18 protein-coding genes and 1 riboswitch are annotated in these 23,566 nt (G+C 57.4%); of the genes, 14 read left to right on the top strand and 4 right to left on the bottom strand.

All coding sequences use genetic code 11. From position 1 onward, the window contains the following. Positions 1-145: 145 nt before the first annotated feature. The 4 genes from metA to aceK all read left to right on the top strand — a co-directional run bounded on the left by metA (position 146) and on the right by aceK (position 6,036). Entirely contained in the window at positions 146-1,075 is a 930-nt protein-coding gene (gene metA / locus FN633_RS15295) for a homoserine O-acetyltransferase MetA (RefSeq protein ID WP_154058293.1), read from the top strand. A 241-nt stretch (positions 1,076-1,316) separates the two neighbouring features. Beyond that, positions 1,317-2,918, top strand: coding sequence for a malate synthase A (gene aceB / locus FN633_RS15290; RefSeq protein WP_154058292.1), 1,602 nt, complete (start codon positions 1,317-1,319; stop codon positions 2,916-2,918). 21 nt (positions 2,919-2,939) lie between these two features. After that, entirely contained in the window at positions 2,940-4,244 is a 1,305-nt protein-coding gene (gene aceA, locus FN633_RS15285; RefSeq protein WP_154058291.1) for an isocitrate lyase, read from the top strand. Between the two features lie 64 nt (positions 4,245-4,308). Then, the gene (aceK, locus tag FN633_RS15280) at positions 4,309-6,036 is read left to right on the top strand and encodes a bifunctional isocitrate dehydrogenase kinase/phosphatase (protein WP_154058290.1); all 1,728 of its coding nucleotides are present in this window, start codon (positions 4,309-4,311) and stop codon (positions 6,034-6,036) included. Between the two features lie 15 nt (positions 6,037-6,051). Here the strand turns inward: aceK and iclR are convergent, their stop codons facing one another. Next, complete coding sequence (iclR, locus tag FN633_RS15275; protein ID WP_154058289.1) at positions 6,052-6,888, bottom strand: glyoxylate bypass operon transcriptional repressor IclR; 837 nt, start codon at positions 6,886-6,888, stop codon at positions 6,052-6,054. 194 nt (positions 6,889-7,082) lie between these two features. Between iclR and metH the strand changes: the two genes are divergently transcribed. From metH to rluF, 4 genes are all read left to right on the top strand, one after another. Beyond that, complete coding sequence (gene metH / locus FN633_RS15270; RefSeq protein WP_154058288.1) at positions 7,083-10,766, top strand: methionine synthase; 3,684 nt, start codon at positions 7,083-7,085, stop codon at positions 10,764-10,766. 57 nt (positions 10,767-10,823) lie between these two features. Continuing rightward, positions 10,824-12,455 (top strand): Na/Pi cotransporter family protein, encoded by a 1,632-nt coding sequence (locus FN633_RS15265; RefSeq protein ID WP_154058287.1) that lies wholly within the window; start codon positions 10,824-10,826, stop codon positions 12,453-12,455. Positions 12,456-12,681: 226 nt separating this feature from the next. Next, positions 12,682-12,999 (top strand): helix-turn-helix domain-containing protein, encoded by a 318-nt coding sequence (locus FN633_RS15260; RefSeq protein WP_154058966.1) that lies wholly within the window; start codon positions 12,682-12,684, stop codon positions 12,997-12,999. Positions 13,000-13,111: 112 nt separating this feature from the next. Further along, positions 13,112-13,981, top strand: coding sequence for a 23S rRNA pseudouridine(2604) synthase RluF (gene rluF / locus FN633_RS15255; protein WP_154058286.1), 870 nt, complete (start codon positions 13,112-13,114; stop codon positions 13,979-13,981). Here the strand turns inward: rluF and FN633_RS15250 are convergent, their stop codons facing one another. The 3 genes from FN633_RS15250 to lysC all read right to left on the bottom strand — a co-directional run bounded on the left by FN633_RS15250 (position 13,982) and on the right by lysC (position 16,738). Then, positions 13,982-14,254, bottom strand: a complete 273-nt coding sequence (locus FN633_RS15250) for a YjbD family protein (protein ID WP_042388936.1) — start codon at positions 14,252-14,254, stop codon at positions 13,982-13,984. Positions 14,255-14,316: 62 nt separating this feature from the next. Then, a complete protein-coding gene (panS, locus tag FN633_RS15245; RefSeq protein WP_154058285.1) occupies positions 14,317-15,261 on the bottom strand; it encodes a ketopantoate/pantoate/pantothenate transporter PanS in 945 nt (314 codons plus the stop codon). 100 nt (positions 15,262-15,361) lie between these two features. Continuing rightward, on the bottom strand, positions 15,362-16,738 hold the full coding sequence (gene lysC, locus FN633_RS15240) for a lysine-sensitive aspartokinase 3 (RefSeq protein WP_154058284.1): 1,377 nt from the start codon (positions 16,736-16,738) through the stop codon (positions 15,362-15,364). A gap of 90 nt (positions 16,739-16,828) precedes the next feature. Then, positions 16,829-17,023, bottom strand: a riboswitch (Lysine riboswitch). 268 nt (positions 17,024-17,291) lie between these two features. Between lysC and pgi the strand changes: the two genes are divergently transcribed. The 6 genes from pgi (at position 17,292) to psiE (ending at position 23,564) form a co-directional block, all read left to right on the top strand. Further along, positions 17,292-18,938, top strand: coding sequence for a glucose-6-phosphate isomerase (gene pgi, locus FN633_RS15235; protein ID WP_154058283.1), 1,647 nt, complete (start codon positions 17,292-17,294; stop codon positions 18,936-18,938). Between the two features lie 331 nt (positions 18,939-19,269). After that, positions 19,270-19,512: an exopolysaccharide production protein YjbE gene (yjbE, locus tag FN633_RS15230; RefSeq protein ID WP_144816784.1), complete on the top strand. Its 243-nt coding sequence runs from the start codon at positions 19,270-19,272 to the stop codon at positions 19,510-19,512. Positions 19,513-19,573: 61 nt separating this feature from the next. Further along, positions 19,574-20,212 (top strand): YjbF family lipoprotein, encoded by a 639-nt coding sequence (locus FN633_RS15225; protein ID WP_154058282.1) that lies wholly within the window; start codon positions 19,574-19,576, stop codon positions 20,210-20,212. After that, positions 20,209-20,946, top strand: a complete 738-nt coding sequence (locus FN633_RS15220; protein WP_154058281.1) for a capsule biosynthesis GfcC family protein — start codon at positions 20,209-20,211, stop codon at positions 20,944-20,946. The genes FN633_RS15225 and FN633_RS15220 overlap by 4 nt, the downstream gene beginning before the upstream one ends. Then, a complete protein-coding gene (locus FN633_RS15215) occupies positions 20,946-23,042 on the top strand; it encodes a YjbH domain-containing protein (RefSeq protein ID WP_154058280.1) in 2,097 nt (698 codons plus the stop codon). Before FN633_RS15220 ends, FN633_RS15215 begins: the two co-directional genes overlap by 1 nt. Positions 23,043-23,153: 111 nt before the next feature. Next, complete coding sequence (psiE, locus tag FN633_RS15210) at positions 23,154-23,564, top strand: phosphate-starvation-inducible protein PsiE (RefSeq protein WP_042388915.1); 411 nt, start codon at positions 23,154-23,156, stop codon at positions 23,562-23,564. Positions 23,565-23,566: the final 2 nt, after the last annotated feature.

Here is a 23,566-nt window from a genome sequence, read left to right as displayed (position 1 = left end):
GGGGTTTTTTGCTTTGGTATTTTCTCCCTTCTTCTTGAAACTTTCTCACTTGGCACATGCAGGCTCGACATTTTGCCTATTCCTGGTTATTGTCAGCTATCTGGATGTCTACACGTTTAAACGTATGCTGTGAGGTAATAAGGTTATGCCGATTCGGGTGCAGGACGAGCTGCCAGCCGTCAATTTTTTGCGAGATGAAAACGTCTTTGTTATGACGACATCGCGTGCGACAGGTCAGGAGATACGCCCTCTGAAGGTGCTGATCCTCAACCTGATGCCCAAGAAAATCGAAACGGAAAACCAGTTCCTGCGATTGCTCTCTAACTCACCGCTACAGGTAGACGTTCGCCTGCTGCGTATCGACGCGCGTGAATCCCGTAATACGCCCGCTGAGCATCTGAACAACTTCTACTGTAACTTTGACGAGATCAGCGAAGAGAACTTTGATGGTTTGATCGTGACCGGTGCGCCGCTGGGGCTGGTTGAGTTCAACGATGTTGCCTACTGGCCGCAGATCAAGCAGGTGCTGGAGTGGGCTAAAGACCACGTCACCTCAACGCTGTTTGTCTGTTGGGCGGTACAGGCCGCACTCAATATCCTTTACGGTATCCCCAAGCAGACCCGTAAAGATAAACTCTCTGGCGTTTATGAACACTACATCACTCAGCAGCATGCGCTTCTAACCCGTGGCTTTGACGACGCGTTCCTGGCCCCGCATTCGCGCTATGCCGATTTCCCGTCAGCGCTGATCCGTGACTATACCGATCTGGAGATTCTTGCTGAATCGAGTGAGGGTGATGCCTACCTGTTTGCCAGCAAGGATAAACGTATTGCCTTCGTTACCGGCCATCCTGAATACGACGCTAATACCCTGGCTGGGGAGTATTTCCGCGATCTTGAGGCCGGTCTCGATCCAGTTGTCCCGTATAACTACTTCCCGAAGGACGATCCGCAGAACACGCCGCGTGCCACCTGGCGCAGTCACGGTAACCTGCTGTTTACTAACTGGCTCAACTATTACGTTTACCAGATCACACCGTTCGATCTGCGACATATGAATCCCACGCTGGATTAAGCGTTTCAGCCAACAAAAAAGCACCCTCGGGTGCTTTTTTTATTTCTGAAAATCACTTCCCGCTCAAGTTCAACTTTAAATTCAGATTTATCAAAGGATTGCATCGTTTTTAAAATGAAAATGGAAATTGTTTTTGATTTTGTTTTTTAATTGAGTAGGCTTAACGGAGCTGAACGAAAACTGAACACGATCTTTTGTTCAGGATGGAAATCTATTCGGATCAACGACGAGGAGCCCGCTTATGGCGCAACAGGCAACGACTACCGATGAACTGATCTTTACCCAGCCGTACGGTGAGCAGGAGCAGCATATCCTGACGCCAGAGGCCACCGCCTTTCTTACCGATTTGGTGACGCGCTTCACCCTGGCGCGCAATAAACTGCTTGCCGCACGCATCCAGCAGCAGCAGACGATCGATAGCGGCACGCGACCCGGATTTATTTCGGAAACGGCTTCCATACGTGAAGGCGACTGGAAAATTCGCGGTATTCCGGCTGATCTGCAGGATCGTCGGGTGGAGATCACCGGTCCGGTCGAGCGCAAGATGGTGATCAATGCGCTGAACGCCAACGTCAAAGTCTTCATGGCAGATTTTGAAGATTCGCTGGCACCCAACTGGCAGAAAGTGATCGACGGGCAGATCAATCTGCGCGATGCGGTTAACGGCACCATCAGCTATACCAACGAAGCTGGCAAGATCTATCAGCTTAAGCCCAATCCGGCTGTGCTGGTTTGCCGAGTGCGCGGTCTGCATCTGCCGGAAAAGCATGTCACCTGGCGTGATGAGGCCATTCCCGGCAGCCTGTTTGATTTTGCCCTCTACTTCTTCCACAACTATCAAAACCTGCTGGCCAAGGGCAGCGGCCCTTACTTCTACCTGCCTAAAACTCAGGCCTGGCAAGAGGCTGCCTGGTGGAGCGAGGTCTTTAGCTACACGGAAGATCGCTTCAACCTGCCGCGCGGCACTATCAAGGCCACTCTGCTGATTGAAACGCTGCCGGCAGTCTTTCAGATGGACGAGATCCTCTATGCCCTGAAGGATCACATTGTGGGCCTCAACTGTGGCCGCTGGGACTACATCTTCAGCTATATCAAAACGTTAAAAAATTATCCCGATCGCGTGCTGCCTGACCGCCAGGCGGTCACCATGGATAAGCCTTTCCTCAACGCCTACTCCCGTCTGCTGATTAAGACCTGCCACCGGCGCGGTGCGTTTGCGATGGGCGGCATGGCGGCGTTTATCCCCAGCAAAGAGAGCGAGCGCAACAGCTGGGTGCTGAATAAGGTAAGAGCGGATAAAGAGCTGGAGGCGAAAAACGGCCACGACGGTACCTGGATTGCCCATCCCGGCTTGGGCGATACGGTGATGTCCATTTTCGATACCGCGCTTGGCGACAATAAAAACCAACTCTTTGTCACTCGGGAGGAGGACGCGCCGATTACGGCCGAAGAGCTGCTTGCGCCCTGCGACGGCGAACGCACGGAAGAGGGGATGCGGGCTAACATTCGCGTTGCAGTGCAGTACATCGAAGCATGGATCTCCGGCAACGGCTGTGTGCCAATCTATGGCCTGATGGAGGATGCCGCAACGGCAGAGATCTCCCGTACCTCTATCTGGCAGTGGATCCATCATCAAAAGACGCTCAGCAACGGTATGCCGGTGACCAAAGCGCTGTTTCGCCAGATGCTCGGTGAGGAGATGCAGGTGATCCAGCAGGAGCTGGGCGAGCACCGGTTCAGTCATGGTCGCTTTGCCGACGCCGCTCGCCTGATGGAGCAGATCACTACCTCTGACGACCTGATCGACTTCCTGACCCTGCCGGGTTACCGCCTCTTAGCCTAATAAAAACAGTGGAGCACAGCCATGAAAACCCGTACCCAACAAACAGAAGCATTACAGCAAGAGTGGCAAACCGCACGCTGGGAGGGCATTACCCGCCCGTTCAGCGCGGAAGAGGTGGTAAAACTGCGCGGCTCGGTGAATCCGGAGTGCACTCTGGCGCAGCTTGGCGCGGCGAAAATGTGGCGTCTGCTGCATGGTGAGTCTAAAAAGGGCTATATCAACAGCCTCGGCGCATTGACCGGTGGGCAGGCGCTGCAGCAGGCAAAGGCAGGGATTGAGGCTATTTACCTCTCTGGCTGGCAGGTGGCGGCGGATGCTAACCTTGCCGCCAGCATGTATCCGGATCAATCCCTCTACCCGGCCAATTCGGTTCCGGCGGTAGTGGATCGGATCAACAACACTTTTCGCCGGGCGGATCAGATCCAGTGGTCGGCGGGGATCGATCCAAACGATCCGCGCTACGTGGACTACTTCCTGCCGATCGTGGCCGATGCCGAAGCGGGCTTTGGTGGCGTGTTGAACGCCTTTGAACTGATGAAGTCGATGATTGCAGCGGGGGCGGCGGCGGTACACTTTGAGGATCAGCTGGCCTCGGTGAAGAAGTGTGGCCATATGGGTGGCAAGGTGCTGGTACCCACCCAGGAGGCTATCCAGAAGCTGGTCGCGGCAAGGCTGGCGGCTGATGTGATGGGCGTGCCAACATTGCTGATTGCCCGTACCGATGCCGATGCGGCGGACCTGATCACCTCTGACTGCGATGAGTACGATCGCGAGTTTATTACCGGCGAACGCACCAGCGAAGGGTTTTACCGTACCCGGGCCGGGATAGAGCAGGCTATCAGCCGCGGTCTGGCCTACGCTCCCTATGCCGATCTGGTCTGGTGTGAAACCTCGATGCCGGATCTAGAGCAGGCCCGGCGCTTTGCCGATGCCATCCATGCCCAATTCCCTGGCAAACTGTTGGCCTATAACTGCTCGCCGTCGTTCAACTGGCAGAAGAACCTGGACGACAGCACCATTGCCAGCTTCCAGCAGCAGCTCGCGGAGATGGGCTACAAGTACCAGTTCATCACCCTGGCGGGGATCCACAGCATGTGGTTCAACATGTTCGATCTCGCCCGCGCCTACGCGCAGGGAGAGGGTATGAGACACTACGTCGAGAAAGTTCAGCAGCCGGAGTTTGCCGCAGCGAAGGAGGGCTACACCTTTGTCTCCCATCAGCAGGAGGTGGGAACAGGCTATTTCGATAAGGTGACGACGATTATTCAGGGCGGCGCATCATCGGTGACCGCGCTGACCGGATCGACGGAAGAGCAGCAGTTCTGATAACGGAAACGCCCGGTGGCGCTACGCTTACCGGGCCTACGCACGGATCCGATGAGGGGAACGTATGACGCGTGGCCGAGAGCTGTTGATCGCTCAAACTATCCTGCAGGGTTTTGACGCCCAGTACGGACGCTTTCTGGAGATTACCGCCGGGGCGCAGCAGCGCTTTGAACAGGCGGACTGGCACGCCGTCCAGCAGGCGATGAAGAGCCGTATCCACCTCTACGATCACCACGTTGGGCTGGTGGTTGAGCAGCTGCGCTGTATCACCGAGGGGCGACGCCTTGACGCGGATTATTTGCTGCGGGTAAAGGCGCACTATACTCAGCTGCTGCCGGACTATCCACGCTTCGAAATTGCCGAAAGCTTTTTCAACTCGGTCTACTGTCGGCTGTTCGATCACCGGGCTCTGACGCCTGAACGGCTGTTTATTTTCAGCTCCCAGCCCGAGCGCCGCTTTCGCACCATTCCTCGCCCGCTAGCCAGGGATTTTTATCCCACCGGCGGCTGGGGCTCGCTGCTAAACACGCTGCTTGCCGATCTCCCCTTGCGCCTGCCGTGGCAGGATCGCGCTCGCGATGTGGGCTATATCCTCACGCAGCTGACAGAGAACGTTGGCGACGTGGCGCTAGCGCAGGCGCATTTACAGGTGGCAAACGAGCTTTTTTACCGCAATAAAGCCGCCTGGCTGGTGGGCAAGCTTATCCTGGCCGACAGTACGGTTCCCTTTTTACTGCCGATCCACCGCAGCGAGGCGGGCGAGCTTTTTGTCGATGCCTGCCTGACCACCCACGACGAAGCCAGCATTGTGTTCGGCTTCGCCCGCTCCTACTTTATGGTCTATGCGCCACTGCCCGCCGCGACGGTGGAGTGGCTGCGGGAGATCCTGCCGGGTAAAACCACGGCTGAGCTCTATATGGCGATTGGCTGCCAGAAGCACGCTAAAACCGAGAGCTACCGGGAGTATCTGCACTACATCGCCAGCAGCGACGAGCAGTTTATTGAAGCGCCGGGCATTCGCGGCATGGTGATGCTGGTCTTTACCCTGCCGGGCTTTGACCGGGTCTTTAAGGTGATCAAGGATCGCTTTGCCCCGCAGAAGGAGATGACTGCCGCCCACGTTCGCGCCTGCTATCAGCTGGTAAAAGAGCACGATCGCGTCGGGCGGATGGCCGATACCCAGGAGTTTGAAAACTTTGTGCTGGAGAAGCGGCAGATTGCGCCTGCGTTGATGACCCTGTTAATGACGGAGGCGGCGGGGAAAATTACCGACCTGGGTGACAGCATTTCCATCAGCCATCTCTATATCGAACGGCGCATGGTGCCGCTCAATATCTGGCTGGAGCAGGTTGAAGGTCAGCCGCTGCGGGATGCTATCGAAGAGTATGGCAACGCTATTCGCCAGCTGGCCGCCGCGAATATTTTCCCCGGCGATATGCTGTTTAAAAACTTTGGCGTGACGCGCCATGGGCGGGTGGTGTTCTATGACTACGATGAGATCTGCTACATGACCGAGGTTAACTTCCGCGACGTTCCCGCGCCGCGCTACCCGGAGGATGAGCTGAGCGCCGAGCCGTGGTACAGCGTATCGCCAGGGGATGTCTTCCCGGAGGAGTTTCGCCACTGGCTCTGTGCCGATCCGCGAGTTGGGCCGCTCTTTGAGGAGATGCACGCCGATCTGTTCCGCGCCAGCTACTGGCGGACACTGCAAACGCGTATCAAAGAGGGCCACGTTGAGGATGTCTACGCCTACCGACGTCGGCAGCGTTTCAGCGTGCGGTTTGCGGCGTAACGCCCGGCGTTTACCTTATCGCATTCCGCCATACGCCAGGGTCACCTCTTTCGCCGCCTTGATCACCAGCGCGCCCAGCTCAGTTACGCGATCGTCAGTGATACGTGAGATCGGCCCGGAGATAGAGATGGCCGCAAAGGGCTGGCGATGCTCGTCGTAGATACAGGCCGCCACGCAGCGCAGGCCCAGGGCATGCTCCTCATCGTCAAAGGAGTAGCCACGCTTGCGGGTCAGGGCCAGATCCTCTTTCAGGTGCAAGGGCGAGACCAGCGTAGCGTGTGTATAGGTGTGCAGCCCCTGACGGTGCAGCAGACCGGTAACCTGATCCTCCTCCAACTGGGCCAGGAAGGCTTTTCCCGCCCCGGAGGCATGCATCGGCAGCTTGCCGCCGATAGGGGCAGACATGCGCATCAGCTGCGTACACTGCACCTGGTCAATAATGATGGCCTGATGATCGTTCTGGTCAAGCACGGCCAGGTTCACCGTCTCGCCGGAATCCTCCATCAGCTTGCGCAGGATGGGATGCACAATCGCCAGCAGGTTACGGCTCTGTAAGAAGCTGGCACCAATGACAAACGCATGCGCGCCTATCGCCCAGTGGCCCAGCTCCCCAACCTGGCGGACAAACCCCAGCTGCTGCATGGTCGTTAGCAGGCGGTGGGTGGTAGAGTTGGGTAGGCCAGCCTGCTGGGCAAGCTCGGTCAGCGCCACGCTACCTTGAGATTCAGCGATCCACTCCAACAGCTTCAGGCCACGCGTCAGGGACTGCACCTGGCCGGTCGCAGGCGGGGTGGCTGCGGCGGCAGCGGTGCGAGGTTTTTTACCGCGTTTCGCGGGTACGGAAGCCACCATGGCCAACTCCTTTTCTGTATCGTGGAAATCATTTTCGTTTTATCTGATTATAATGCAACCTGCGGCCAGACTGATCGGATGAGTTCAGGTGAACATCTCTCATGTTTCATGCTGTTCTCTTTTCCACCTGCTGGCTTTATGCCAGTATGTCCTGCTGGCCTTTCTGGCCTGGTTGAGCGTCGTCGGGAGCACGTGTGAGCAGCAAAGTTGATCAACTGCATCAGCAGTTAAAAAAACGTATTTTGGTTCTGGATGGGGGCATGGGCACCATGATCCAGGGCTATCGTCTGAGTGAGCAGGATTTTCGCGGCGATCGCTTCGCCGACTGGCCCTGCGATCTCAAAGGAAACAACGACCTGCTGGTGCTCAGCAAGCCGGAGGTGATCTCCGCAATCCACGACGCCTATTTTGCGGCAGGCGCAGATATCGTTGAGACCAACACCTTTAACTCGACGACCATTGCGATGGCGGACTATCAGATGGAGTCCCTGTCGGCAGAGATCAACCTTGCCGCCGCGAAGCTGGCCCGCGCCTGCGCCGACGAGTGGACCACCCGCACGCCGGATAAGCCGCGCTATGTGGCCGGGGTGCTTGGCCCAACCAACCGCACCGCGTCGATCTCTCCTGACGTTAACGATCCGGCCTACCGCAACGTCACCTTTGACCAGCTGGTGGCGGCGTACCGGGAGTCGACCCGGGCGCTGGTGGAGGGCGGCAGCGACCTGATCCTCATCGAAACCATCTTCGATACGCTTAACGCGAAAGCGGCAATTTTTGCCGTGAAGGCAGAGTTTGAGGCGCTGGGCGTTGAGCTGCCGATCATGATCTCCGGCACCATTACCGACGCTTCTGGACGCACGCTCTCCGGCCAGACGACTGAAGCGTTCTATAACTCACTCCGCCATGCCGACGCGCTGACCTTCGGGCTGAACTGCGCCTTGGGACCGGATGAGCTGCGCCAGTACGTGCAGGAGCTGTCGCGCATTGCCGAGTGCTACGTTACCGCCCACCCTAACGCCGGGCTGCCCAACGCCTTTGGCGAGTACGATCTCGACGCCGGGCCGATGGCCGCGCAGATCCGCGAGTGGGCCGAAGCGGGCTTCCTGAATATCGTGGGCGGCTGCTGCGGTACAACGCCGGAGCATATCGCCGCCATGAGCCGCGCCGTAGAAGGGCTGTCGCCGCGTCAGCTGCCCGATCTGCCGGTTGCCTGCCGTCTGGCGGGGCTGGAGCCGCTGAACATCGGTGACGATAGCCTGTTTGTGAACGTCGGCGAGCGTACCAATGTTACCGGCTCGGCAAAATTCAAGCGTCTGATTAAAGAAGAGAAGTACAGCGAGGCGCTGGACGTGGCGCGTCAGCAGGTGGAAAACGGCGCGCAGATCATCGACATCAACATGGATGAGGGGATGCTCGACGCCGAGGCGGCGATGGTTAAGTTCCTCAACCTGATTGCCGGCGAACCGGACATCGCTCGCGTGCCGATCATGATCGACTCCTCTAAGTGGGAGGTCATTGAGAAGGGGCTGAAGTGCATCCAGGGCAAAGGCATCGTTAACTCCATTTCGATGAAGGAGGGCGTGGAGGCCTTTGTCCACCATGCGAAGCTGGTGCGCCGCTACGGCGCTGCGATGGTGGTGATGGCCTTTGATGAGGTCGGCCAGGCCGACACGCGCGAGCGGAAGATTGAGATCTGCCGCCGGGCCTACAACATCCTTACCCAGGACGTTGGTTTTCCACCGGAAGATATCATCTTTGACCCCAACATCTTTGCCGTGGCTACGGGCATCGATGAGCACAACAACTATGCCCAGGACTTTATCGGCGCGTGTGAAGACATCAAGCGCGAGCTGCCGCACGCCCTGATCTCCGGAGGCGTCTCTAACGTCTCGTTCTCGTTTCGTGGCAACGATCCGGTCCGTGAGGCGATCCACGCCGTCTTTCTCTACTACGCCATCCGCAACGGCATGGATATGGGGATCGTCAACGCCGGGCAGCTGGCCATCTATGACGATCTGCCCGCCGAGCTGCGCGACGCGGTGGAGGATGTGATCCTCAACCGTCGGGATGACAGCACCGAGCGGCTGCTGGATCTGGCCGAGAAATACAAAGGCAGTAAAAGTGACGATGGCGCAAACGCCCAGCAGGCGGAGTGGCGCACCTGGGACGTTAAAAAACGGCTAGAGTATTCGCTGGTTAAAGGCATCACCGAATTTATTGAGGAAGATACCGAAGAAGCACGCCAGCAGGCCGAACGCCCTATTCAGGTGATTGAAGGACCTCTGATGGACGGCATGAACGTGGTGGGCGATCTCTTTGGCGAGGGGAAAATGTTCCTGCCGCAGGTGGTGAAATCCGCCCGCGTCATGAAGCAGGCGGTGGCCTACCTTGAGCCCTATATCGAAGCCAGCAAAGAGAAGGGGCAGACCAACGGTAAAATGGTCATTGCCACCGTGAAGGGCGACGTGCATGACATCGGCAAAAACATCGTTGGCGTGGTATTGCAGTGCAATAACTACGAGATTATCGATCTGGGCGTGATGGTGCCGACGGATAAAATCCTGAAGACCGCCCGGGAAGTGAATGCTGACCTGATTGGCCTCTCCGGGCTGATCACTCCCTCGCTGGATGAGATGGTCAACGTAGCGAAAGAGATGGAGCGTCAGGGCTTTACTATTCCGCTGCTGATTGGCGGGGCAACCACCTCGAAAGCGCATACGGCGGTGAAGATCGAGCAGAACTACAGCGGCCCAACGGTCTACGTGCAGAACGCCTCTCGCACCGTGGGCGTGGTATCCGCGCTGCTGTCGGCAACCCAGCGGGATGATTTCGTTGCCCGCACCCGCAAAGAGTATGAGACCGTGCGTATCCAACATGCGCGTAAAAAGCCACGCACCCCACCAGTCAGCCTACAGGCGGCGCGGGATAATGATCTCGCCTTCGACTGGGAGAGCTACACCCCGCCGGTAGCCCATCGCCTGGGCGTGCAGGAGGTGACCGCCAGCATTGAGACGCTGCGCAACTACATCGACTGGACGCCGTTCTTTATGACCTGGTCGCTGGCGGGCAAGTATCCGCGCATTCTGGAAGATGAGATCGTTGGTGAAGAGGCGAAGCGCCTGTTTAAAGATGCTAATGACATGCTCGACCAGCTCAGCGCAGAAAAACGCCTTAACCCGCGCGGCGTGGTGGGTCTGTTCCCGGCGAACCGCGTCGACGATGACGTTGAGATCTACCGCGATGCATCACGTACTCAGGTACTGACGGTGGCACGCCATCTGCGCCAGCAGACCGAAAAGGTAGGCTTTGCTAACTACTGCCTGGCCGATTTCGTTGCGCCGAAGCTGAGCGGCAAAGAGGACTATATCGGCGCGTTTGCCGTCACCGGCGGGCTGGAAGAGGATGCGCTGGCCGAGGCCTATGACGCTCAGCATGACGACTACAACAAGATCATGGTGAAGGCGATTGCCGACCGACTGGCCGAGGCTTTTGCGGAGTACCTGCATGAGCGCGTGCGTAAGGTCTACTGGGGCTATGCGCCGAACGAGAACCTTAGCAACGAGGAGCTGATCCGCGAAAACTATCAGGGAATACGTCCTGCGCCAGGCTACCCGGCCTGCCCGGAGCATACCGAGAAGGGCACCATTTGGGCGCTGCTGGACGTTGAGAAGCATACCGGCATGAAGCTGACCGAATCCTTCGCCATGTGGCCCGGCGCGTCAGTCTCCGGCTGGTATTTCAGCCATCCGGACAGCAAGTACTTTGCCGTAGCGCAGATCCAGCGCGACCAGGTCGAGGATTACGCCCAGCGGAAAGGAATGAGCGTGAGTGAGGTTGAGCGCTGGCTCGCGCCGAATCTCGGCTATGACGCGGACTAGTTGACATTAAGCTCTTATACTAGGAGAAAACGTATACGATAAGGAGGCCGTAACCCTGTGCTAACGCTTTTACACCTGTTGTCTGCTGTTGCACTGCTGGTCTGGGGCACGCATATCGTACGTACGGGCGTGATGCGCGTTTTTGGCGCGCGTTTGCGTACCGTGCTGGGCCGCAGCGTTGAGAAAAAGCCGCTGGCCTTCTGCGCGGGCATTGGCGTCACCGCGCTGGTGCAGAGCAGCAATGCCACTACAATGCTGGTCACCTCCTTTGTGGCGCAGGATCTGGTGGCCCTGACCCCGGCGCTGGTGATTGTGCTGGGGGCTGACGTCGGTACCGCGCTGATGGCGCGGATCCTCACCTTCGATCTCTCCTGGCTTTCACCGCTGCTGATTTTTATTGGCGTTATTTTCTTCCTCGGACGCAAGCAGTCCCGCGTAGGGCAGCTTGGTCGGGTCAGCATCGGACTTGGGCTGATCCTGCTGGCGCTGGAGCTTATCGTGCAGGCCGTAACGCCGATAACCCAGGCCAGCGGCGTGAAGGTCATTTTCGCCTCGCTGACCGGCGATATTATGCTGGACGCGCTGATTGGCGCGGTCTTTGCCATTATCAGCTACTCAAGCCTTGCGGCGGTGCTGCTGACCGCGACGCTGACCGCGGCGGGGATCATCTCATTTCCGGTGGCGCTGTGCCTGGTGATTGGTGCAAACCTTGGCTCGGGTCTACTGGCGGTGCTTAATAACAGCGCCAGCAGCGCAGCAGCACGCCGCGTTGCGATGGGCAGCCTGCTGTTTAAGCTGGTAGGTAGCCTGCTGATCCTTCCCTTCGTACATCCGCTGGCAGTCGTCCTGGACAGGCTGCCGCTGCCGGATGCGGAGCTGGTCATCTATTTCCACGTCTTCTATAACCTGATCCGCTGCCTGGTGATGGTGCCGTTCGCCGGGCCGATGGCCCGCCTGTGTGAGCGGCTGATCCGCGACGAACCTGAGCTGGATATGCGCCTGAAGCCGAAGCATCTTGATACCTCGGCGCTGGATACGCCTACGCTGGCACTGGCTAACGCCGCCCGTGAGTCGCTGCGTATGGGTGACGCCATGGAGCAGATGCTCGACGGTCTGAAGAAGATCATGCACGGCGAGCCGCGTGAGGAGAAAGAGCTGCGTAAAATCGCCGATGATATCAACGTGCTCTATACCGCCATCAAACTCTATCTGGCGCGGATGCCGAAGGATGAGCTGGCGGACGAAGAGTCGCGCCGCTGGGCGGAGATTATTGAGATGTCGCTCAACCTTGAGCAGGCGTCAGACATCATTGAGCGGATGGGCAGCGAGATTGCCGATAAGTCGCTGGCAGCCCGGCGAGCCTTCTCCGTCGAGGGCCTCAACGAGCTGGATAGCCTGCTGGAGCAGCTGCGCAGTAATCTACAGTTGGCGATGTCGGTGTTTTTCTCCAGCGACGTGGCGGGTGCCCGTCGCCTGCGCCGTCGCAAGCACCGTTTCCGTATTCTCAACCGCCGTTACGCCCACGCCCACGTGGATCGCCTGCATCAGCAGAACGTGCAGAGTATCGAAACCAGCTCGCTGCATTTAGGTCTGCTGGGCGATATGAAACGCCTCAACTCGCTCTTCTGTGCGGTGGCCTACAGCGTACTGGAACAGCCGGACGAGGATGAGGAGCGCGGGGAATACTGATATTGGAAACCGCCTCGTAGATTTTGCTTTAAGCCCTGCATCATGCAGGGCTTTTTGTTTATCTTTCCTTTGATACGATGCTTTTTATATCCAAATGGGTATAATCAAGGAGAGGGAATGATAAACCATTGTATTGGGTTGGTCAGTCGAAGAAGGATCTACTCAGATGCTGCACTCATTTACCAGCGGCTCAAGGCTGCTCAGAATCATGCACAAGGATCCTGATATGCAAAATGAAATCGAAGCGGGTAGTGGGAACGTCTATACCGATTTAGGTTACGCTAACGCCGAGGAGATGCAGCTTAAGGCGCAGTTGGCAATGGCGATTCATAACATTCTACAAGAGCGTGGGCTGACTCAGCAGCAGGCGGCCCGTATTTTAGGTATGACCCAGCCTAAACTGTCGAACTTATTGCGTGGTCAATTTCGCGGGATCAGCGAGGCGAAAATGCTCGATTGCCTGACGCGGCTGGGAAGAGATGTCGATATTGTCGTCGGTAAGGCGCAAACCATACCAGGCACGATGAAAGTCGTATTCGGGTAAGGTGTAAATATTTCCGGATGGCGCTGCGCTTATCCGGCCTACAATCAGTACCGATTTCCCTCTGGCACACAAAACGGCACCCAGGGTATATTTCGCCTTTACAGGAGAAACTATGCTGACACCACAATCCACCCGACTAAACAAATACATCAGCGAGAGCGGGATCTGCTCGCGTCGCGAAGCCGATCGCTACATTGAGCAGGGCAACGTCTTTATCAACGGCAAGCGCGCCGGGATAGGAGATCAGGTTGTCGCAGGCGACGTGGTCAAGGTCAACGGTCAGCTGATCGAGCCTCGGGAAGAGGACGATCTGGTATTTATCGCGTTGAACAAGCCGGTGGGAATTGTCAGCACCACGGAAGAGAGTGAGAAAGACAATATCGTTGATTTCGTTAACCACAGCAGCCGCATCTTTCCCATTGGCCGGCTGGATAAAGATTCGCAGGGGCTGATCTTCCTCACCAACCACGGCGATCTGGTAAACAAGATCCTGCGGGCCGGTAACGATCACGAGAAAGAGTATGTGGTCACGGTCAATAAGCCAATCACCGACGAGTTTATCCGTGGCATGGGCGCAGGCGTGCCGATCCTGGGCACCGTCACCAAGAAGTGTAAAGTTAAAAAAGAGGCACCCTTCGCCTTCCGCATTACGGTGGTTCAGGGCTTAAACCGCCAGATCCGCCGGATGTGCGAGCACTTTGGCTTTGAAGTGACCAAGCTGGAGCGTACGCGTATTATGAACGTCAGCCTGACCGGGATCCCCGTGGGCGAGTGGCGTGACTTGACCGACGATGAGCTGGTAGAGCTGTTCAAGCTTATCGAAAACTCATCGTCAGAGGCGAAGCCGAAAGCGAAGGCGAAACCGAAAACCCAGGGGGTTAAACGCCCTGTGGTGAACGCCCCGAAATCAGCTGAAAAAGAGCGCAGCAAACCGGCCGGAAAACGGTTCGTGCAGCCGGGGCGTAAAAAGAAAGGGCGCTAATTAGCGCCTTCCACGGGTTGAGGTATTGGCTGACCAGGAGAAGGTCGTCTCTGCGTCGGGTTTATACGCCTGCTCTTTTTTTAGCTTGCGGGCTTTTTTGGCCTCGGTCTCACGCTGCGCCATCAGCTTATCAATGTACTCTTTCTTGACCTGATTGGTTTCCGCATTGGTTAGCGTGCGGCCATGGGCGATACGGGCGCGATCCAGCAGGGTTTTCAGCTCGCGCTGCTCGCTCTCCGTCATCTCTTTTTGCGTCAATCTTGGTGTAGCCATCGCTGAAGCCTCCTGTAGAAGAGGCTTCAGTGTAAAGCATGCCCGACCCGGCGCGAAGTGAATTAGCGCTCTTTCACCGCATCGCTTCTTTTGTGCTCATTGAGCGGTTTGCCCGACCAGTAGCTCGCCAGCAGTGAGCCGGAGAGGTTGTGCCAGACCGAGAACAGCGCACCGGGCAGGGCGGCCAGCGGTGAGAAGTAGATCTTACCCAGCGCAGCGGCCAGGCCCGAGTTCTGCATTCCCACCTCAATCGCCAGCGTCCGGCAGGTGGACTCATCAAAGCCAAACAGCTTCCCACCCCAGTAGCCGCCCAGCAGGCCGATGGTGTTGTGCAGGATCACCGCGATAATCACCACAAAGCCAACGGAGGCGATGTGCGATGCAGAGCCGGCAACTACCGCGCTGATGATCGCCAAAATGCAAAGCATCGAAAACGCCGGCAGATACGGCTCCACGGCCTTCACCAGACGCGGGAAGAGGTGATGGACAATCAGCCCCAGCCCAATGGGGATCACCACGATTTGCAGAATGCTCAGCAGCATCCCCATCACATCTACCTGAATATGCGCATCCACGTAGAGGCGCGTCAGCAGCGGCGTCGCCACCACGCCCACCAGCGTAGAGACCGACGAGATGGTGACCGACAGGGCCACATCCCCCTTGGCCAGGTAGATCATGACGTTGGAGGCCGTGCCGCTGGCAACGCTGCCCACCAGCACCATCCCGGCGGAGAGATCCGGTGGCATCTTAAAGAGCATGGCCAGCAGCCAGGCGGCGAGGGGCATCACCAGATAGTGGAGAAAAATGCCCGCTGCGACCGGAGCCGGATGCGACAGCACGCGCTTAAAATCCTCTATCTTCAGGTGCACACCCATGCCGAACATAATTAGCATCAGCAGCGTGGTCACCCACGGGCCAATGCCGGTAAACGTGGTAGGGGTGTAGTAAGCGAGAACAGAGAGCAGCAGCGCCCACAGGGGGAACAGCCGGGTAATGGCGGTTAACATAATGAATTCCTTGCAGTATTGTCGTGTCGTTGTGTCATTTAGTTATAAAAAAGCCGGGTTCGAGCCCGGCTATAGGTATTTTTTATCGTGTGCTGAAATTTTATTCAAACAAATTATGATGCAGCTTCTGCACAACCTGCTCGGCCTCTGCGCCAGGTACCAGGAAACAGAGGTTGTGGCTGGATGCCCCGTAGCAGATCATGCGGATGTTAAACGGATCGAGCACGCCAAACACCTCTTTGCCCACGCCGCAGGCTTTCGACAGATCGTTACCAATCAGCGCCACCAGGGCGAGGTTCTCTTCCACTTCCACGCGGCACAGAGACGACAGTTCGGTCAGCAGCCCCTGGGTTAGCAGCGTATCGCCCGTAGAGGTTGAGCCGGTGGTATCCAGCGTCAGGGCCACGCTCACTTCCGACGTGGTGATCAGATCGACGGAGATATTGTGGCGCGCCAGCATACCAAACACTTCGGCCAGGAAGCCGCGGGAGTGCAGCATGTTCAGGCTGTGCAGGGTCACCAGGGTCTGCTTACGGCGCAGCGCCAGGGCGCGGAACAGCGGCGGGTTCTGCGTCTCATTGCAGACCAGCGTCCCGCCCGCTTTGGGATCCTTGCTGGAGCCAACAAATACCGGAATATCGCTGCGCACCGCAGGCAGCAGCGTGGCCGGATGCAGCACTTTCGCGCCGAAGGTCGCCATCTCAGCGGCCTCTTCAAAGGCAATTTCGTCGATGCGCTTGGCGGCTGGCACCACGCGCGGATCGGTGGTGTAGATGCCGGGAACGTCGGTCCAGATATCCACCCGGGAAGCATGCAGCGCTTCGCCGAGCAGGGCGGCGGTGTAGTCGCTGCCGCCGCGGCCCAGTGTGGTGGTGCGCCCCTTCGGCTCGCTGCCGATAAAGCCTTGCGTAATCACTAACCCTTCGTCGAGGCGCGGGGCCAGCTGCTGGGCCGCCAGCTCCGCCAGGGCGGCAACGTCCGGCTCGGCGCGGCCAAAGCGATCGCTGGTACGCATCACTTTACGCACGTCAAACCACTGCGCCTGCACGCTACGCTCGCGCAGCACTTCCACAAACAGCAGGGTCGACATCAGCTCGCCATGACTTACCAGCTCATCGGTCAGCGCGGTAGAGGTGGCAAGGGAAGCGGCTTCCGCCAGGGTAGTAATATTTTCCAGCAGGCGTTCGATCTCCTCGCGGATGACGTCAGGGCGCGTCAGGCGCTCAAGGATATCGAACTGAATTTTGCGAATAGCGTCGAGCTTTACGAAGCGCTCGCTGGCCTCCAGCCCTTCGGCGAGTGCCACCAGCAGGTTGGTTACCCCCGCAGAGGCAGAGAGCACCACCAGGCGAACGCTGGCGTCGGAGAGCACCACGTCGGCGCTGCGGTTCATGGCATCGAAATCGGCGACGCTGGTCCCGCCAAATTTAGCAACAATAGGCTTAGTAACACCAAGCGGGGAAAATGCGTTGATCATAACAACCTCGTGTCAGGTGCAAATAGTCAGCCCTGGAACAAGGAGAGAGCGAAAAACGGGGTAGGCGCAGAGCAATAAACCGCTACGATTACACCCAGAAGCGCTCCACCTTGCGAGACGCACGACTGCGAACGTCTCTGGTGACAGCCCAGGGGATTCAGCCCCTGTAGCCGATGGCAAGCGCGGCCAGACGCTCTACCACCTCGGCGTTGTTCCCCCTCCTGTGCTCTCTGCGGACTGGCTCCTCAAGCACACTACCCTGGACGACGCGCCTCTTCTGGCTATTCCCTATGGGAATACATACTTTGATAACATAAGTAATCCTTTATAAATAAAGGTTTCCGGGGGGCACTGTCAACGCTACGGTTATGCGGATTTTTCATGTTCAGGGTTATCCCAGGAAAATAACTTATAAACGCTATACTTTGCCCTGTTCCGCTCTCATGAGCGCATGGCGGCCCCTTTCGGGCAAAAGCATAAAAACCGTCACAATTTTCGTCCGCAGGCGCTACAATCGACCGCAGTTAGGATCCTAAATCAGAAGAGTATTGCTATGAAAAACATCAACCCAACGCAGACTTCTGCCTGGCAGGCATTACAGAAACACTTCGATGAAATGAAAGAGGTCACTATCGCCGAGCTGTTCGCCAGCGATAGCGACCGCTTCAGCAAATTCTCCGCGACCTTCAACGATCAGATGCTGGTGGACTTCTCTAAAAACCGCATCACCGAAGAGACGCTGGCAAAGCTGCTGGACTTAGCCAAAGAGACCGAGCTGGCCGACGCGATTAAATCCATGTTCTCCGGCGAGAAGATCAACCGCACCGAAGATCGTGCGGTACTGCACGTTGCGCTGCGTAACCGCAGCAACACGCCGATTATTGTCGACGGCAAAGACGTGATGCCGGAAGTCAACGCCGTGCTGGAGAAGATGAAAACCTTCTCTGAGGCCATCATCTCCGGCCAGTGGAAAGGCTACACGGGCGAACCGATCACCGACGTGGTGAACATCGGTATCGGCGGCTCCGACCTCGGCCCGTTCATGGTGACCGAGGCGCTGCGTCCGTACAAAAACCACCTGAATATGCACTTTGTCTCCAACGTCGACGGGACGCACATCGCCGAAGTGCTGAAGAAGGTCAACCCTGAATCTACGCTCTTCCTGGTGGCGTCCAAAACCTTCACCACCCAAGAGACCATGACCAACGCCCACAGCGCGCGCGACTGGTTCCTGAAGACGGCCGGTGACCAGCAGCACGTGGCGAAACACTTTGCTGCGCTCTCTACCAATGCGAAAGCGGTGGGTGAGTTTGGTATCGATACCGCCAACATGTTTGAGTTCTGGGACTGGGTAGGCGGGCGCTACTCCCTATGGTCGGCGATTGGTCTGTCGATCATTCTCTCCGTTGGTTACGACAACTTTGTTGAGCTGCTCTCCGGCGCACACGCCATGGACCAGCACTTCGCCACTACCCCGGCGGAGAAAAACCTGCCGGTGCTGCTGGCGCTGATCGGTATCTGGTACAACAACTTCTTCGGTGCGGAGACGGAAGCGATCCTGCCTTACGACCAGTATATGCACCGCTTCGCAGCCTACTTCCAGCAGGGCAACATGGAGTCTAACGGTAAGTACGTTGACCGTAACGGCAATGCCGTGGACTACCAGACCGGCCCAATCATCTGGGGTGAGCCTGGCACCAACGGCCAGCATGCCTTCTACCAGCTGATCCACCAGGGCACCAAGATGGTACCGTGCGACTTTATCGCGCCGGCCATCACCCATAACGCCCTGTCGGATCATCACCAGAAACTGCTCTCCAACTTCTTCGCCCAGACTGAAGCGCTGGCGTTCGGTAAATCCCGCGATGTGGTTGAGCAGGAGTATCGTGACCAGGGTAAAGATCCGGCCACGCTGGAGCACGTTGTGCCGTTCAAGGTGTTTGAAGGCAACCGCCCGACTAACTCCATCCTGCTGCGTGAGATCACCCCGTTTAGCCTCGGGGCGCTAATTGCGCTCTATGAGCACAAAATCTTCACCCAGGGCGCGATCCTCAACATCTTCACCTTCGACCAGTGGGGCGTAGAGCTGGGTAAACAGCTGGCAAACCGTATTCTGCCGGAGCTGGGCGACAACAGCGATATCAGCAGCCACGATAGCTCGACCAACGGCTTAATTAACCGCTATAAATCCTGGCGTTAATATTACTTAAGTCATAATTAATAAAAGTGCCGGCATAACGCCGGCATTTTTTATGCGCGTGAGTTTATTCTGAAAATCCGCCAGGTCAGGTTATTAGTTCATCCGCTTTTTAGGAGTAAACGGGTATTGCAGTTTCTGCTATCTATTCTAACTAATTGATTTTAAGAGCCATATAATAAGAATATGACTCGGCAAAATTCCGGGTTCCATTAATCCTAAAACCCGCCTTGTAATTCTCTGTGACGCCAATCACGCGTATCGGTTGTGTATACTCGACTGCGCCTGACTCCGTTCAGGTAAATATCCATTCATTCAATGAAGGGAAATTGATATGCATAAAGTCCTGTATGGCATTTTTGCCATCACCGCGCTTGCCGCGACCTCTGCTTATGCCGCTCCGGTACAAGTAGGTGACGCAGCAGGGTCGGCGGCAACGTCGGTTTCGGCGGGAAGCTCCTCCGCGACCAGCGTGAGCACCGTCAGCTCAGCGGTAGGCGTCGCCCTCGCGGCGACCGGTGGCGGCGACGGTTCTAATACCGGAACCACCACCACCACAACGACCAGCACTCAGTAATCATCAGTGCTTTAACTCTAACCACACTTCGGTGTGGTTATTTTGCCCCTGGAGAATTGTCGTGAAGCGACCGGGAATTATTCTGCTTTGTCTGCTGCTGCAGGCGTGCTCCGGCACGACCAAAGGGCTGGGCGGTGCGCTGTGGGACAGCGTATTTGGCACCCCCGGCGTGCATCTTACCGATGAAGATATTCAGGATATGCCCTATGCCAGCCAGTATATGCAGCTAAACGGCGGTCCTCAGCTGTTTGTGGTGCTCGCTTTTTCTGAAAACGGCCAGCAGAAGTGGGCGACTCAGGACCAGTCGATTCTGGTGACCCAGCATGGTCGCCTCGTTAAAACCCAGCTTCCCGGCGATAATCTGCTTGAGGTGAACAACCTGGCGGCGGATCCGCTAATCAAACCGAACCGCATTACCGATGGCGCAGACTGGACGCGAACCCTGGGCTGGACCGAGCATGGCCAGGTGCGCTACGCCACGGCCCGCTCGCAGTTCCGCTGGGCCGGGCAGGATACGGTGACGGTGGGCAGCGATGTCACCGTGGTACGCGTGCTGGAAGAGCACGTTGAGACAGAGCAAAAATCCTGGACCAACCGCTTCTGGATAGACAGCGAGGGACAGATCCGGCGTTCGCTACAGTACCTTGGCGCGGATTGGTTCCCGGTTGAGACCACGCTCATCAAGGCGGCAAAACAATGAAGCTAACCGCAATCGCCTCGCTTATTTTTAGCCTTGCTTCCTCTGCTGCCTTCGCCGCGGGCACCGTTAAGGTTTACACCCCCGAGAGCGCGGAGCCTAAGACGCTCACCGATGCCGCGCATCTTATCGATTTAGTGGGTCAGCCTCGGCTGGCCAACAGCTGGTGGCCGGGTGCAGTCATCAGCGAGCAGCACTCTACCCAGCGTGAAACGCAGCGGCATCAGGCGCTGCTGGCGCGTCTGGCCGCCCTCGCGGCAGATGAAGAGGGAGAGGATGCCGCCGCAATTAACGCCCTTCGTCAGCAGCTGCAGGGCATCAAGGTTACGGGACGCCAGCTGGTGCCCCTCGATCCGGATCGGGTCCGGGTTCAGCCCGGCGCGAACCCGCCGCTGGAGGGCGAGTACACCCTGTGGCTCGGCGCGCAGCCTTCTACGGTCACCGTGCTGGGACTGGTGAGTAGCCCTGGCAAAAAACCGTTCACGCCGGGACGCGACGTGGCGGGATATCTCGATGAGATGGGCCTGCTGAGCGGGGCCGATCGCAATACGGCATGGGTGATCTATCCCGATGGCCGCACTCAGAGCGTACCGGTGGCCTACTGGAACAAACGTCATGTGGAACCCATGCCGGGCAGCACGATTTTTGTTGGCTTTGCTGAAAGCGTCTGGACGAAAAGCCGGGACGGCATTAACGCCGATATTCTCACTTCCCTGACGCATCGGATACCGGATTAATGAAGAAAATTTCTCTGTACAGCCTGCTGGCGCTCAGCGTCAGCGCCGCCTGCCATGCGGAAACGTATCCAGCGCCGTCAGGGCCTACCCAGACCGACTTCGGCGGCGTGGGGCTGCTGCAAACGCCCACCGCCCGGATGGCGCGTGAGGGTGAGATCAGCCTTAACTATCGCGATAACGATCAGTACCGCTACTACTCCGGTTCGATTCAGCTCTTTCCGTGGCTGGAGACGACCCTGCGCTACACTGACGTGCGTACCCGACAGTACAGCAGCGTGGACGCCTTCTCCGGCGATCAGACCTATAAAGATAAAGCGTTCGATCTCAAGCTGCGCCTGTGGGAAGAGGGATACTGGCTGCCGCAGGTGGCCGTGGGCGCACGGGATATCGGCGGGACCGGGCTGTTCGATGCCGAGTACCTTGTGGCCAGCAAGGCCTGGGGGCCGTTTGATTTCACCCTCGGGCTGGGCTGGGGCTACCTTGGCACGGCGGGCAATATCAAAAACCCGCTCTGCTCCTACGATGAAAAGTACTGTTATCGCGATAACAGCTACAACCAGGCGGGCTCTATTGACGGTAGCCAGATGTTCCACGGCCCGACATCGCTGTTTGGCGGCGTGGAGTACCAGACGCCATGGCAGCCGCTGCGCCTGAAGCTGGAGTATGAAGGCAATAACTATCAGCAGGATTTTGCCGGTCGTCTGCCGCAGCGCAGCAAAGTTAACGTTGGGGCGACCTATCGCGTAGCGGACTGGGCCGACGTCAACCTGAGCTACGAGCGCGGCAACACAGTGATGTTTGGCTTTACCCTGCACTCTAATTTCAACGATCTGCGTCCCTCTTACAACGATAACGCCCGCCCGCAGTATGAGCCGCAGCCGCAGGACGCCATTATGCAGCACGCGGTGGTGGCGAATCAGCTCACGCAGCTGAAGTACAACGCCGGGCTGGCGGATCCAAAAATTCAGGTGAAAGGCGACACGCTCTACGTGACTGGCGAACAGGTGAAATACCGCAATACCGAGGAAGGTATTGAGCGGGCGAACCGCATCATCGCCAACGATCTGCCGGACGGCGTAAAAACCATCCGCGTCACCGAGAACCGCCTTAACCTGCCGCAGGTGACTACCGAAACTGACGTGGCAAGCCTGCAACGCCATCTGGCCGGAGAGCCGCTGGGGCATGAGACGACTCTGGTACAGAAGCGCGTTGAGCCAGAGGTGCCGGAGAGCACCGAGCAGGGCTGGTATATGGAGAAGTCCCGCTTCGATTTCCATATCGATCCGGTGCTGAACCAGTCCGTAGGCGGCCCGGAAAGCTTCTATATGTACCAGCTTGGGGTGATGGCGACCGCCGATCTCTGGCTGACCGACCACCTGCTGACCACCGGCAGCCTGTTTGGCAACATTGCCAACAACTACGACAAATTCAACTACACCGATCCGCCGGACGACTCCCATTTGCCTCGCGTGCGTACCCACGTGCGTGACTACGTAGCGAATGACTACTACGTTAACAACCTCCAGGCCAACTACTTCCAGTATCTTGGCAACGGCTTCTATGGTCAGGTGTACGGCGGCTATCTGGAGACGATGTACGGCGGAGCCGGGGCCGAGGTGCTCTGGCGACCGGTGGACAGCAACTGGGCCTTCGGGATTGATGCCAACTACGTCAAGCAGCGTGACTGGCGCAGCCCGAAAGAGATGATGAAGTTCACCGACTACAGCGCGAAGACAGGACATCTGACCGCCTACTGGACGCCTTCCTTTGCTCAGGACGTGCTGATTAAAGCCAGCGTCGGGCAGTATCTGGCGGGAGATAAGGGCGGCACGCTGGAGGTGTCGAAACACTTCGACAGCGGCGTCGTCGTGGGCACCTATGCCACGCTGACCAATGTGTCACCGGACGAGTACGGGGAAGGGGATTTCACCAAAGGGGTCTACGTATCGATTCCGCTGGATCTCTTTGCCTCTGGCCCAACCCGCAGCCGGGCGGCTATCGGCTGGACGCCGCTTACCCGCGACGGCGGTCAGCAGCTTGGACGTAAGTTCCAGCTGTATGACATGACCAGCGATCGGAGCGTCAACTTCCGCTAACGCTGAGCCGGGCGGCGCAACGCTGCCCGGCCATACCATAAGTAAAGAATCTAGATCTGGATCACACTTCTGCGCTATACATAGAGCTCGCCACTGAGAATGAGGTGCCGTATGACATCGCTTATTCGTCCACGCGTTGAGTTCATCTCCACCATCCTACAGACCGTGCTAAATCTTGGGCTGCTAAGCCTTGGCCTGATCCTGGTTGTCTTTCTCGGTAAAGAGACGGTGCACCTTGCGGACGTGCTCTTTGCGCCCGAGCAGACCAGCAAATACGAGCTGGTTGAGGGGCTGGTCGTCTACTTTCTCTACTTCGAATTTATCGCCCTGATTGTTAAGTATTTTCAGTCTGGTTTTCACTTCCCGCTGCGCTATTTTGTCTATATCGGCATCACCGCCATCGTACGGCTGATCATTGTCGACCACAAGTCGCCGATGGACGTGCTGATCTACTCCGGCGCTATCCTGCTGCTGGTGATCACCCTCTGGCTCTGTAACTCAAAACGGCTGAAGCGGGAATAAAA

The sequence above is a fragment of the Pseudescherichia vulneris genome (genome assembly GCF_902164725.1).
Lineage (GTDB): Bacteria > Pseudomonadota > Gammaproteobacteria > Enterobacterales > Enterobacteriaceae > Pseudescherichia > Pseudescherichia vulneris.
Note: the sequence above shows the minus strand (reverse complement) of the source record. Positions and strands in the feature narration are given on the sequence as shown.